Annotated in this window: 10 protein-coding genes; 9 read left to right on the top strand and 1 reads right to left on the bottom strand. The window is 61.9% G+C overall.

Annotated features, from left to right (window positions below; translation table 11 throughout):
• Positions 1-10: 10 nt before the first annotated feature.
• Positions 11-1,294: a glycoside hydrolase 5 family protein gene (locus NH14_RS10650; RefSeq protein WP_152617146.1), complete on the bottom strand. Its 1,284-nt coding sequence runs from the start codon at positions 1,292-1,294 to the stop codon at positions 11-13.
• A gap of 554 nt (positions 1,295-1,848) precedes the next feature.
• On the opposite strand from NH14_RS10650, the gene NH14_RS10655 reads away from it, so the two are divergent.
• The 9 genes from NH14_RS10655 (at position 1,849) to NH14_RS10695 (ending at position 13,645) form a co-directional block, all read left to right on the top strand.
• Positions 1,849-2,913 carry a sugar transferase gene (locus tag NH14_RS10655; RefSeq protein WP_035526636.1) on the top strand — a complete coding sequence of 355 codons (1,065 nt, stop codon included), beginning with the start codon at positions 1,849-1,851 and terminating at the stop codon, positions 2,911-2,913.
• 178 nt (positions 2,914-3,091) lie between these two features.
• Positions 3,092-4,255: a polysaccharide biosynthesis/export family protein gene (locus NH14_RS10660; protein WP_052148058.1), complete on the top strand. Its 1,164-nt coding sequence runs from the start codon at positions 3,092-3,094 to the stop codon at positions 4,253-4,255.
• Between the two features lie 56 nt (positions 4,256-4,311).
• Positions 4,312-6,552, top strand: a complete 2,241-nt coding sequence (locus tag NH14_RS10665) for a polysaccharide biosynthesis tyrosine autokinase (protein WP_035526630.1) — start codon at positions 4,312-4,314, stop codon at positions 6,550-6,552.
• A gap of 297 nt (positions 6,553-6,849) precedes the next feature.
• Positions 6,850-7,971, top strand: coding sequence for a glycosyltransferase family 4 protein (locus tag NH14_RS10670; protein ID WP_237179577.1), 1,122 nt, complete (start codon positions 6,850-6,852; stop codon positions 7,969-7,971).
• On the top strand, positions 7,959-9,170 hold the full coding sequence (locus tag NH14_RS10675) for a glycosyltransferase family 4 protein (protein ID WP_035526627.1): 1,212 nt from the start codon (positions 7,959-7,961) through the stop codon (positions 9,168-9,170). Before NH14_RS10670 ends, NH14_RS10675 begins: the two co-directional genes overlap by 13 nt.
• A gap of 209 nt (positions 9,171-9,379) precedes the next feature.
• Positions 9,380-10,774 carry a hypothetical protein gene (locus tag NH14_RS10680; protein ID WP_176329239.1) on the top strand — a complete coding sequence of 465 codons (1,395 nt, stop codon included), beginning with the start codon at positions 9,380-9,382 and terminating at the stop codon, positions 10,772-10,774.
• 16 nt (positions 10,775-10,790) lie between these two features.
• Positions 10,791-11,594: a glycosyltransferase family 2 protein gene (locus NH14_RS10685; protein ID WP_244143438.1), complete on the top strand. Its 804-nt coding sequence runs from the start codon at positions 10,791-10,793 to the stop codon at positions 11,592-11,594.
• Positions 11,591-12,697, top strand: a complete 1,107-nt coding sequence (locus tag NH14_RS10690; protein WP_035526624.1) for a glycosyltransferase family 4 protein — start codon at positions 11,591-11,593, stop codon at positions 12,695-12,697. Before NH14_RS10685 ends, NH14_RS10690 begins: the two co-directional genes overlap by 4 nt.
• A 75-nt stretch (positions 12,698-12,772) precedes the next feature.
• Positions 12,773-13,645, top strand: a complete 873-nt coding sequence (locus NH14_RS10695) for a methyltransferase, TIGR04325 family (protein ID WP_052148057.1) — start codon at positions 12,773-12,775, stop codon at positions 13,643-13,645.
• The last annotated feature ends 107 nt before the right edge of the window (positions 13,646-13,752 follow it).

The following is a 13,752-nucleotide window of genomic DNA, read 5'->3' on the forward strand; positions in this document are numbered from 1 at the left end:
GCAATCGGGCTCAGGAGCGGAGCTTGCCACCGGGGGTTACTTCCAGCAGGACCGGATGATCGGGTACGGCCACGCTGAGCTTGCGGACCTCCCGGTGGGTTGCGAGCGGTGCTGCCGACACAATCGGATCGTAAAGATCGACGCGGCTCGCTGTCGCCCCAAAGTCGACTTCCACGTTCGCGGGCGGACTCGTGAGCGGGGTGCCTGCCGCGCGATCCCAGATCCGCGTTTCATTCCACAGCACCAGCACGACGCGGCCGTCCTTCTTCTGCAGCAGCAGACTGTTTGCCGACACCGGCATGCCAGATAGCGAACAGGCCAATGCGCCTGGCGCCGCCCCGTTGGCCTGATGCGCGGCGTCCGCCCGCAGAATCGACGTGAGATTGCGGATCGCGTGAGCCACGGGCTTCGGGCTGTTGTCGTTGCGAAAAAGGCCGAAGTGCATCTCGTTGTTCTTGTTCTGCGGATCGGGCTTCTGGTCCAGGAGTTCATAGACATAAGTCCGCTTCACGCCTGCCGCCGCCGCGCCCACATAGCCATTGAGGATGCCTTTGGCCTGCGTCGGCTCATCGACACCCAGCATGTACCAGCCAGACTGAGGCATCGAGAAGTATCCGAATTCGGTCATCACGATCGGCAGTTGGAACTTCTTGACGCTGTCGATGGCATTGCCCAACCACCTGTCGCCGTTTGCCTCGTAGGATGGCTGTTCGCCGTTTTGCGGATAGAAATGCTGGTTCGCGTAATCGGCGGCGTTCGCGCGTGACTCGACCGGCTTGGTCTCGTAGCCAGTGAGGTCGTAGACGCTCACGCCCGCGAGTTCCGGGCTGGCGTGTACGCGCGTGTAGATCTCGCGCTGGATGGCGAGTCCGGCGGGGGTGCCGGTCAGGCCGCGATAGGTGGGCGGCCAGTTATTGATCTCGTTCAGGCCTTCGACACTCGCGATGCTTCCGGGCACTGCTGTGCTCAGGCGCGCGATTTGTTCGATCGACTCGGTGATGTCGCCATGTATGAGGAAATCGAATTTGATGCCGCGCTGCGCGAGATAGACATAGCTCGAGAACGGCGCGGCTCCGCTAGCCGGCGACGCGTCGCGAACATGACGAATGCCTAGCCACGCCAGATCGTCGGCGACGTTCTGCACATTCGCGTAGGCGCCGTCCGTGTAGTTGACGTGCGTGTTGACGGCAAGCGTGTCGAGGAAAGCGTCGGCGGGCATTGCGCGCACCGCATCGCTCCCCTGTGCCAACGATGCGCACGCGAGTGCGCCAAGGATCACGAAAACATTCGCCATGCGCGTACCAGGCTGCAAGCGCCGCCTGGTGATGTGCGAGTAGCGTGAACGATACCGGACGGCTGCGCGAGCAAGCAGGCGGTGGCAAGTTGCTAAGGAATCCTTCACGGCGCGTTCCTCGCATGGTGCGACTGCCGGTTTAGAGCACCTTGCCTCACGCGGGCGTCGCTGGACCGCTGTTTCTGCGGCGCAGCCATTTTGACGTGTCCCCGGGTCCTCGTGTGTGGGATTGCGAACGGATAACCACGACAACTAATGCGCATATTTCAATTGCAACCCATGTCACGCGCGCGGCCGACCCGCGCTTGCAGATCCACTGGTTACTGCGCGGCCCGTATTCACATTCTTATTCAGAATCGACGTGGCTAATACGCGGCGCATTCTGCCATCAAGGGATCTGCACACGATCGTGCGAAGTTGGTGGGATTGCGCACGGATCCTGGCGCTTTCGTTTCGTATCGTGTTGTTGTGGCTTATCGGGTCGTTCTCTCGCAGCAGCCCATCGCGGCCGACCACGACAGTCTGACGAATACGACTCGCACTGGGGTAGGGATATGTCTGAACTAACGCAGCGCGCGATCGACATCGCGCTGATTGTGCTTGGCGCCGTAGGCGCCGTCCACCTGAACCCGAATTTCGCGTATGTAGGCGCTGTACGTCACCCTGACCCCGCGCTGGTGGCGTTCTGCGCGGCGCTCGCCCTGTCGGTGTTCCCGGCCTGTGGAACCTATGGTTCGCGCGGCAGCCGTACGCTTTTCAGCGTTGCGGGCCGCACGGCGCTCGCCTGGCTCGCGGTGCAGTTCTGCGGGCTCGTGCTGCTTTACGCAATCCATCATGATCATCTGCTGCCGTTGCCGTGGTTCATCTACTGGACGCTGACGACCGGCATTGCACTGCTGGCGTCGCACACGCTGTTCTTTGCGGAATTCAGCGTGCTGCGGCTCACGCGTGCATGGTGGCACCGGGAGCCACTCGAGATCGCGCCGCGCAGTGCGGTGCGCAGCGCCGTCCTCGGGCATGCAATGAAGCGGATCTTCGACGTCGTCGCTGCAGTGGCAGGCATCGTCGTACTTTCGCCGGTGCTCATTGTCATCGCGCTGTTGGTCAGGCTCGACGGCGGACCGGCCTTGTATGGGCATACCCGCGTCGGGCGTCACGGCAAGACATTTCGTTGTCTGAAGTTTCGGTCGATGGTCGTCAACTCGGAGCAGGTGCTCAAGGAACTACTCGCGAACGATCCCGAAGCGCGTGCCGAATGGGAGCGCGAATTCAAGCTCAAGAACGACGTGCGTGTGACGCGGATCGGCCACTTTCTGCGGCGCACGAGCCTCGACGAACTGCCGCAAATCTGGAACGTGCTGCGCGGCGAAATGAGCTTTGTCGGGCCGAGGCCGGTTATTGACCAGGAACTGGAGCGCTACGGCGAGGCCAGCCAGTACTACCTGATGGTAACGCCCGGGATCACCGGCCTGTGGCAGGTGAGCGGACGCAATGACATCGACTATGCGACACGGGTACTGCTAGACGTCTCCTACGTGAAAAACTGGACCTTCCGCACGGACATGGGAATTCTCTTCAAGACGTTCTTCGTGGTGATTCATGGTAACGGCGCGTATTGAGCAGAACAAGGACGCAGCCAGATAAGGATGCGGGCTTCCTGGAGCGATCGGGAACGCCCCGCGTGTCGGCAACGGGGCTGGATGTAGTGGGATGTGGAGTATCGCAATGGGACTGAATGCGAAGCAATCGAGCGGAGTGGCTCCCGCGTGCGCTGCTCACAATCGCGCAGTGCCGGCAATGTTGCGGCGCCAGGCCGCGTGTGTCGCCTGGCTGGCGCTCGCGGGGCTGGGCGGTTGCGCGTTGGCGCCGGGCATGACGGTCAGTGCGCCATCAGGCGGTGCCGAAACCACGGCCAGTACGACATCCGGCGCGCAGGTGCCAGGCAGCATGGTGGCCAAGGGGGTCGTGGGTGCGCCACCCGGCCAGGTCATAGAGATCACGAACCATTTGGTGGAAAAACAGGTCGAGCAGCGGCCCAAGGGCATTCCAGCGGATGTGGAGAAGCTCTTTGCCACGCCCAAGCCATATGAGATTGGGCCGGGCGACATTCTCAGCATCGTGGTGTGGGACCATCCCGAGCTCAACCTGCCTTTTGTGGGTGGCGGCGCCGATGCCGCCACCGGGGCCAGTTCGGTCGCACCGGGCTATACCGTCGATACCAACGGATTTATTCAGTATGCCTATATAGGGCCAATGAAGGTTGAAGGCCTATCGGAAATGGGCGTGCGCGATGTCCTTGCCGCGAAGCTCGCGCGCTACGTGCGTGAGCCGCAGGTTACCGTGCGCATCCAGACCTACCGCAGCAAACGCGTTTATCTGGATGGAGAAGTCAAGACGCCGGGCGTGGAAGTGCTCAACGACCGGCCCATGACTTTGCCCGAGGCGATCAACCGGGCGGGCGGATTCACCAACAACGCCGACCGTTCGCATGTCGCGGTGACGCGCGGGGACACCACCGTGGAGGTGGACATGCCCGACATGATTCGCAAGGGCTTCAATCCCGATCGCGTCGTTCTGCGCGACGGCGACCTCGTGCGCGTCTATGCGCAGACGGACAGCAAGGTATTCGTGGTCGGCGAGGTGGAACGCCCTGGCGGGGTGGTCTTCAACAATGGACATATGTCCCTGAACGAGGCGCTCGGCAACGCGGGCGGGATCAACCAGGCATCGGGCGATGCCTCGCAGGTTTATGTCGTGCGTGGGCGCGATACCGGCAAGCCGGTCGTTTTTCATCTCGATGCCAGCAATGCCGCCGCGATGGCCACGGCCGATTCGTTCGATCTGAAGCCCAACGACGTCGTGTTCGTCGATACATCAGCGCTCGTGAAGTGGAGCCGTGTCATCAGCCTGATTTTGCCCACGACCCAAGCCGCCGCGGCCAGCCGGGCGGTGGGTTTTTGATAGCGGCATGAACGCGCGCCCGCCACGGCAGCGCGTCACCGTATAAAGAGGACAAGATGATTCATCGCGATTACATGCTTGAAGGCCCTGCCGAGGTGGTTTTGCCGCAGGCGCCCGAGGGCGGGCATATGAGCAATCTGCTCGACGTGCTGTACGCAGGACGCAAGACGATCATGATCGTGACGGCGATCTTCACGCTGATCGGCTGCACGTATGCGCTGCTCGCGCCCGCTGTCTACCAATCGGACATGCTCATCCAGGTGGAGGAAGGGCAGAACCCAGCAAAAACGGCACTCGCCGACCTTTCCGCGCAGTTTGCGATCAAGACCGCAGCCACGGCAGAAATAGAAGTGTTGCGCTCGCGGCTGGTCGTATCGTCGGCGGTGAATGCGACGAAACTGTATATCCGCGCGACGCCGCACTATTTTCCGGTCGTGGGTCGCTGGGCCGCGCGACATCTGAATCTGAACGGATGGTCGGGATGGGGCGGTTACGCGTGGACCGACGAAGCCATCGACGTGACGCAATTCGATGTGCCGGATCGCCTGCACGGCAGCCCATTTCTCCTGACCTGGCAGGGCGACGGCGCTTATACACTGGCCTCCGGCAGCGTCAAGGTCGAAGGGCGTGTGGGCGAACCCCTTCATGCACCGGTTGTGGGCGGTGCGATCGATCTGCTGGTGAACCGTATCGACGGGCAGCCAGGAACGACCTTTGATCTGATGCGCCTGTCTGAACTGCGTGCAATCCAGACCTTGCAGACCGCGCTGCTGATTTCTGAAAAAGGCAAGGAATCCGATGTTATCGGCGTTGCGCTGGAAGGCGACGACCCGGTCCTCACCAGCACCATTCTCAACGCGATCGGCACTGAATATATCCGGCAGAACGCGCAGCGCACGCAGGAGGAAGCGCAGAAGTCCATTGCCTTTCTCGATCAGCAACTCCCGATGCTCAAGGCGCAGCTCGAGAAGGCCGAGAATGAGTACAACACATTCCGCTCGCAGCATGGCGCGGTGAACCTGGGCGCCGAAGCGACGGCGTTGTTGCAAAGCTCGGCACTCGCCCAGCAGCGCATCGCCGATCTGCGCCAGCAGCGCGCGCAATTGATGGCCCGCTTCACGCCGGACAATCCTGCCTTGGTCGCCGTGGACGGACAACTGGCCGAAGCGCAGAAGTCGCTCGGCGACCTCGTCGGGCAGACGCGTGCGCTGCCGCCCGTGGAGCAGGGCCTCGTGCGCCTGCAGCGGGAAGTGACCGTCGATACCAACATCTATACGAATCTGCTGAACAACCGCGAGCAGATGCGTCTGCTCAAGGCCGGCCGCGTGTCGAACGTGCGCATGATCGACGCTGCGGTGCCGGGGGAACAACCCGTTCGGCCCAAGCGCGTCGTTCTGTTGGTCGCGGCGTTCTTCACTGGCCTTTTTGTCGGTGCCGCCATCGTGCTGATGCGCCAACGGTTCAAACGCGGCGTGTCCATGGTGGACGAAATTGAAGTGCACACCGGCCTGGCGGTTTATGCAGCCGTGCCGCGCAGCCGCATTCAGCAATCCCTTACGCGGCGTCTGCCGCGCACGGCTCCGGGCGTGAACACGGTGCTCGCGCGTACGGCCGTGTTCGATGCTGCGGTTGAAAGTCTGCGAAGCTTCCGCAGTGCGCTCGAATATTCGCTGGCCGATGCCGCTAATCATGTCGTGCTGCTGGCGGGGCCGACGCCGATGGTGGGCAAGTCGTTCGTCTCGGTCAATCTCGCGGCGGTGTTCGGCGCATCTGGCAAGCGGGTGCTGTTGATCGACGCCGATCTGCGGCGCGGCTCGCTGAACCGCCATGTCGGTGTGCCAAGCGCCCCTGGCGTGACGGACATCGTCGACCGCAGTCAGAACTTCGGCGAAGCGGTGCGCCACGAAGTCATGCCAGGCGTCGACTTCGTCCCGACGGGCGGCTACGTGACCAATGCGAGCGAGCTGCTGCGCGAAGAGAGTTTCACGGAGTTCGTGGCCTGGGCCAACGACGCGTACGACCTCGTGCTGATCGACGCGCCGCCGATCTTGCCGGTCGCGGATGCGGGGATCGTTGGCAAGCTCGCGGGCACAGTGTTCGTGATCGCGCGCCAGGGGTCCACGAGCGTGGCCGATCTGCGCGAGTCCGTGCGCCGCCTTGAACAGGTTGGCGTACCGATTCGCGGCGTGATCTTCAACGACATGACATCGCGCCCTGGCCGCTACGGCCACAAATACGGCACGTACGGCTACGCTAGCTACGGGTTTGCGAAGGACGTGGGGCCGGCGCACCGGTAAATTCGTCTGGATTTATGTCGCAGTACGAATTTCGCCGGCTGTGTGGCGCGGGCCATGCAGCCGGCAAAACTTCCCGAGCTTTAGCTCATCTTTCGGATTCAACCGACGGGCGATCTCCAGCGCTACCCGTGCAAGGACCGCGCAACGTGGTTCGCAAACTGAAGTCGGATGCGTGGCGGCGAACATTTTTACTCATGCGCGTCGGTCACACTCTGGATCAATGACTCGCATCATGTGAGCCCGTCTAATCCGGTCGTTCTTGGCAAGGTGGCCTTGCGTGCGGAAGGAGCCTGAACGATGTCCTGGAATCCGTCGATGAAACCCGTTGGCTTTCCCAATTTGCTGATCAATGGCCGTTTCCTCGCTCGCCGCGCGACGGGGGTCGATCGCTTTGCCTTCGAAACGATTCGGGCGCTTGACCAGATGCTCGAGGCCCGCGAGCCGCTGGTCGCCGAAGTGCGGGCTGAAATCGTCGTGCCGGAAGCAGCGGCAGACATGGTGAATCCGTTTCGGCACGTCAGGCTTCGGGCGAGCGGTAAAGGCGGCGGCATGCGCTGGGAGCAGTTCGCGTTGCCACAGGCCGCGCGCGGGAGGCTGTTGCTCAATCTATGCAATTCGGGGCCGCTGCTGTGCAGGCGGCAGGTGACGGTGCTGCACGATGCGGCGCCAGCACGCGTTCCCGAAAGCTACAGTCGCTCCTTTGTGGCCTGGTACCGCCTGATGGTGCCGCACCTCGGCCGCGTATCGCAGCGGGTGATCACCGTGTCGGAGTTCTCGCGGCGCGAGCTCTGCGACGCTTATCGGATTCCGGCCGGAAAGATCGGCGTGGTGCCGGAGAGCGGCGAACATATGTTGCGTGTGCAACAAGACGAAGGGGAGGTCACGCCTACGCTGAACGGGCGTCCGTTCGTGCTCGCGGTGGGAAGCCTCAACCGGCACAAGAATTTTCAACTCGTTGCCGATGCCGCGCGCCTGATTCGCGACGCGCAGTTCGACATCGTGGTCGTGGGCGGGGGCGATTCGCGGGTATATGGCAGTGGCCAGGATGCGTTGCCCGGGTTCGTGAAGCACCTCGGTTATGTGAGCGATGGCGCGTTGGCCGCGCTTTACCGGCGCGCAGCATGTTTCGTGTACCCGTCGCGCTATGAAGGCTTCGGGCTGCCGCCTGTCGAGGCGCTGGCGCTCGGCTGTCCCGTCATCGCTTCGCGCTTGCCTGCGGTGCAGGAGGCATGCGGCGATGCGATTCTCTACACCTCGCCGGACGATCCAACTGAGCTCGCGCACCTGCTCGAACGGATCACGGGCGACGCCGCGCTGCGTGCGTGTCTGCGCGAGCGTGGTCGTGCGCGGACCGCGGAACTGACCTGGCGCGCCACAGCCGTCAAGCTGATCGAGGAGATTTCGCCGTGGCTAATGTAACCCTCGCTCCTACCCTGGCGAACGACACGCGCCGTTTCGGACGAGTGGCGCTCGTGCACGATTGGTTCACCGCCTATGCGGGCTCGGAGAAGGTCGTCGAGCAGATTCTTCAAGTGTTTCCGCACGCCGATCTCTACAGTGTCGTTGACTTTTTTCCTGAGTCGCAGCGCAGCGCATTGGGCGGAAAACATGCGACGACCTCGTTCATTCAGCATCTGCCTCGGGCGCGCAGAGCGTTTCGCAACTACCTTCCGCTCATGCCACTGGCGATCGAGCAGTTCGACCTCTCGTCCTACGATCTCGTGATTTCGTCAAGCCACGCGGTGGCCAAGGGCGTGTTGACCGGCCCGGATCAGGTTCATGTGAGCTACGTGCATTCACCCATTCGCTACGCTTGGGATTTGCAGCATCAATATCTGTCCGAAGCCGGCCTTGAGCGCGGAATAAAGAGCTGGATCGCGCGCGCCCTGCTTCATTACATGCGCATCTGGGATCAGCGCACCGCGAATGGCGTCGACGCCTTCATCGCCAATTCCGCCTTCGTGGGGCGGCGCATCCGCAAGGCCTACGGCAGTGAGGCTGTCGTCGTTTATCCACCGGTCGACGTCGAGCGGTTCGAATTGTGTACGCAGCATGAGGACTTTTATCTCACGGCCTCGCGTATGGTGCCTTACAAGCGTGTGCCGCTCATCGTCGAGGCGTTCTCGGCAATGCCCTCGCGGCGTCTCGTGGTGATCGGCGAAGGCCCCGATCTGGCGCGCGCCAGTGCGGCGGCGGCGGGCAACGTGACGCTGCTTGGCTATCAGCCCGACGAGGTACTGGTCGACTATATGCAGCGTGCACGTGCGTTCGTGTTCGCGGCGGAAGAGGATTTCGGCATCTCGGTGGTCGAGGCGCAAGCCTGCGGGACGCCGGTCATTGCGCTTGGCCGTGGCGGTGTGCGGGAAATCGTCATCGATTCGCCGGATCCGGAGCGCAGTACCGGACTCTTTTTCGGCGAGCAGAGCGTGGCATCCATTGTCGATGCGGTGGAGCGCTTCGAGCAGCATCAGGCGTTCCGCCCGGACGTTTGCCGCCGCAATGCCATGCGCTTTACGACGGATCGTTTCAGGCGCGAATTCCTGGGTGTCGTCGAGCGCGCCATGGAGGGCAACGAGGCGCCCAGCAAGCCGCCGGCCCGGCGTTGGCGTTCTGCCTGAAGCGGTGCGAGACAAGAGCGTTTGCGCACGTACGCGCGTGCGGCGAGCGGATGGGGGCGAGGCAAGTGGGACTGTCGATATTCGGAATCGTAGTCATCGTCAGCGGATTGGCGGCGCTCTATGCGTCGTATCGCGGCGCGATCTACGGCATGGCGGTGTACGCGCTATTCGGATGCGCGCTTGCGCTGTCGTTGGGCGCGACGGGTGTGATGCCGGCGCAACTCTTTCTCGCCTTCTTTGCGTTGAGGGCGTTCAATCTCGTCGGCGGGCGCAAAATCGCCGATGCATTCTCTTTGGACAAGCCTGGATTTTGGCTGCTCTGTACCTGCGTGTGGGGAGTCGCAGGCGCCATCGTGCTGCCGCGGTTGCTGGCCGGTTCAACGCTGGTGTTCCCGGTCGATCGCGATGCCACCGGTGCCGGTCTGGACATCCTGCTGCGTCCGCTTGCGCCTGTTTCGGGGAATTTGTCGCAGGCAGTCTATTTGATTGCAGACACGCTCGTGTATTGCTGCATGTACGCGTTTCTGCAATTTCGCGGTGTGTACCGCACGCTCGCGAACGCGCTTCTTCTGCTCACCGCGCTCGATGTGCTCGCCGGCGTGATCGATATTGCGTCGCACGCTGTTGGCGTAGATGCGCTTTCGTTCGTGAAGACAGCACAGTTCGCCTACCTGACCGGCGCCGAGATGGAGGGATTGGTCCGTATCAGCGGGACATTCAGCGAAACGTCGGGCTTTTCGGGCTTCACGGTTCCGCTCTTTGTCTTTTGTCTCAATCTCTGGCTGGTCGGTTTTCGTCCAAAACTGTCCGGCATGCTGGCCGCCGCGTCGGGGGCGCTGCTGTTGCTGTCCACTTCAGGGAGCGCCTATGTCGGGCTCGGCGGGTATCTGGTCGTGCTGCTGTTTAGTCGGCCCCAGCGCGTCGCACGCGCCGCTTCCGCGCGCAAGCACCGTCTGTGGATCATGAGCGTTTGCCTGGGCGCGCTCGGGGCGCTCTATGTCGTGCTTTTCCTTCCTGCGGTGGCCGACGCGCTCGCGCAATTCGTCGACACCACGATATTGAGCAAGGCCGCCAGTTCGTCGGGCGTCGAGCGAATGGGATGGAACGCTCAGGGCGTGACCAATTTCTTCGATACCTACGGAATAGGTGTCGGCCTCGGCAGTATTCGCGCGTCGAGTTTCCTCGTAGTGCTGCTGGCAAGCCTCGGCATCGTGGGGGTGATCTCCTATGGGCTATTCATCGGCAAATCGCTGTTTTCGCCGATGTCGCCCGATTACCCGTTCACAGAGCGCGCGGTTTGCTACGCAGCGCGGCATAGCACGATCTCGGCGTTGATCGTCGCTTCGGCTTCTGGCGGGGTATTCGAGCTTGGAGTGTGTTTCTACCTGATTGTGGCTGCGGCAGGCGCGCTCTCGCTGTCGCCGCGACGCGTGCCCAAGCCGCGAACAACAGTCCGCCACGGACTCCTGAACAACGAGGTAAGCGATGGAATCGAGTGTCATCCCGGGGGAAATCGTGTCGAGAAAGTGCATCCAGCCGTCGCCCGGAAAAGCGCCGAGAATCTGCCTGATTTTCGCCACGCGGGGCCGCGCAGAACTCCTTAAGCATGTCATCGCTTCCGTGGATGCGCAGACGCTGAAGCCGGAACTGATCATCGTCTCCTGCGTGTCGAACGAGGATGCTGGCGATCTTGCGGATCGCCCCGGATTACTCGTGGTCAAGGGACGGCCCGGCCTTACTGTGCAACGCAATACGGCACTCAATCATGTGCCGGCCGGCTTCGACGTCGTGATTTTCCTGGACGATGATTTCCTCATGCATCGCACGTGGATTTCCGAAATCGTCGATGCGCTAAACAGCGATCCCACCATCGCCTGTGTGACTGGCACGCTACTCGCAGACGGCATCCACGGGCCGGGTCTTTCCATTGAACAGGGACAGGCTATTCTCGCGCGCGCGAGCACGGCGAGGCAGGCGTCGACGGTGATTCCTACCCGGGGCCCGTATGGCTGCAACATGGCATTCCGGGCAAGCAGCATTGCCGGCCTGCGTTTTGACGAGCGCCTTGTGCTCTATGGCTGGCAGGAGGACCGTGATTTTGGAGGCCAGATCCGCAACCGGGGGGGGCGCGTCGTGCGTATCACCAGCGCTGTCGGCGTGCACCTGGGAACCAAAGGGGGGCGGGTGTCGGGGCGCAAACTCGGCTATTCGCAGGTCGTCAATCCACTCTATCTGGTGAGCAGAAAGACGATGTCCGTGCGCGACGCGCTCGATCATGTCGTGCGCAATGTCGCCAGCAATGTGGTGCGAAGCCTCGCGCCGGAGCCCTGGATCGACCGCCGCGGTCGACTGAGCGGCAATCTGATCGGCTTTTGGGACTGCATGCGAGGAAGGCTGACTCCTGAGCGAGCGGAGAAGCTATGAGCACCGTGCAGTACAGGACGATAGCGTTCAACGGCAAATTCTTCGGGGCGGCGCCAACGGGTGTGCACAGGGTGGCAGAACAGTTGATCGCCGCGACCGATGCGTTGATAGCGAAACAAACCGGCAGTGGCGTCGACTATGCTCTGGTGGTGAGGAATCGCATCGCCGTTCCACCTTACCGCAATATTCTGTGCGTCCGCGAGAACCCGCTGGCTCGCAGGATGCACCGCATAGCGTGGGAGCAATGCTATCTTCCGATGGCGCGCAGAAAGGACTTCATCCTCAATCTCTGCAACCTCGGGCCGCTGTTGCACCGTGATTCCGCGACGATGATTCACGACGCCCAAGTCTATTCCGCGCCGGATTCGTATTCGCCAGGTTTTCGGCTCTGGTACAAATTCCTTTTCTTTTTCATCGGCAGACGGCACAGGATTATCTTTACCGTTTCGGAGTTCTCTAAAGGCGAGCTCGTGCGATATGGCATTGCCAGCGCGGAAAAGATCACGGTCATACATAACGGCTGCGATCATGTCTTGCTCGTGCAGCCCGACGCGCGGCCGCTTGCGGCTTTGAACCTTGAATCGAAGCGCTATGTTCTCGCGCTCGCCAACACCCAGAAGCACAAGAACATCGCCGTTCTGCTCAATGCCTTTTCAGGTCCGGAGCTTCGGGACGTTGCACTCGTGCTGTTCGGGGCGGCAACCAAAGCCGACTTCGAAGTGCTAGGGCACGTGGTGCCGCCTAATGTGCGATTCGCGGGCCGTGTTTCCGACCCGGAACTGGCGGGCTTGATGAGCCATGCGGGGGCGCTTGCTTTCCCTTCGCTAACCGAAGGATTTGGCCTGCCGCCATTGGAGGCAATGGCACTAGGCTGTCCGGTTCTTGCCGCTCCGCTCGGCGCACTTCCCGAGGTTTGTGGCGACGCCGCGCTCTATGCGGACCCGTTCGATCCGCAGGCGTGGAGTCTAAAGATCCGCACTGTGCTCGACGATGAAGCGCTGCGTGAAGCGTTGATCGCCGAAGGTCGCCGGCATGCCGCCGCTTTTACCTGGGAAAGGGCCGCGCGAGAACTGCTGGAAGCGGTGAACGCGGCCAACCGGTAATGGTTTCGGCACCAAAGAGGTCAAGCGTTTCATTTAGACGGTACTCAAAATCCACATCGTGTCAGGAGATCGGGTATGAGCACATACGATTCCGCCGTGAGACGGCAGCACCTGCGTCGTGGGCTACTGCGCATCGCGCGCGAGATCTCGGAGCTTCCTGGCATAAGGCTCTTGAGTGCGCCCCTGTACCGACGCTATTTCCGCGAGCCCTATCGCAGCGGCAACCTGTACTTTGGCGTCTACGACACTTATCAGGAAGCGCTGGACGAGGCGCAGCGTATTGCTTCGGCGAAATTGCCCTCGACCTACGACGTCGAAGAAGTGACCACGAGATATCTGGATCAATTGCAATCGCTGCGAACATGCGACTACCCAGCGCTCTTCTGGATCAATCAGATCCTGAGTGCAGGCGGGCGCCGGATATTCGATATCGGTGGCCACCTGGGTCTCGCCTACTACGGATATCAGCATTACATTTCATTTCCGTCCGACCTGGTTTGGTGCGTGCATGACCTGCCTCACGTGGTGGCCGCAGGCAGGCGCCTTGCCTCGGAACGCGACAAACTGGGCGCGCTGACATTCAGCGAAACGCCTCACGGAGCGGACGGCTTTGATGTGCTCATCAGCACCGGCGCGTTGCAGTACCTTGGATATCGCTTGCCGTCGCTGATTGGCGAGCTTTCGCATCCGCCGCGTCACGTTTTGTTCAATCTCATACCCTTGCACCCGCAAAAGGCATTCTTCACCTTGCAGAATCTCGGGGTTGCCGTGTGCCCGTACCGGGTGGAGTCGATCGGGCGTTTGGTCGCCGACATGCAGGCCCTTGGCTATCGCGTGCGGGATCACTGGGACCTGAACGAGCGCCGCATGCGCATCCCCTTCAAGACCGAGTACGAAGTCGATAGTTACTATGGGTATTACTTCGAACGCGTCGCAGCGCAGACGTAGCCTGGCCTTGCGAAGTGATCCGAGCCGCACGCTGGAACCGTGGCGGCGGCTCGTCTGATCGCAGCTTGCGACCCGCAGGCGGCCAGATTCGTGAAATCAGGGCTGCC

The sequence above is a fragment of the Paraburkholderia sacchari genome (assembly GCF_000785435.2).
Lineage (GTDB): Bacteria > Pseudomonadota > Gammaproteobacteria > Burkholderiales > Burkholderiaceae > Paraburkholderia > Paraburkholderia sacchari.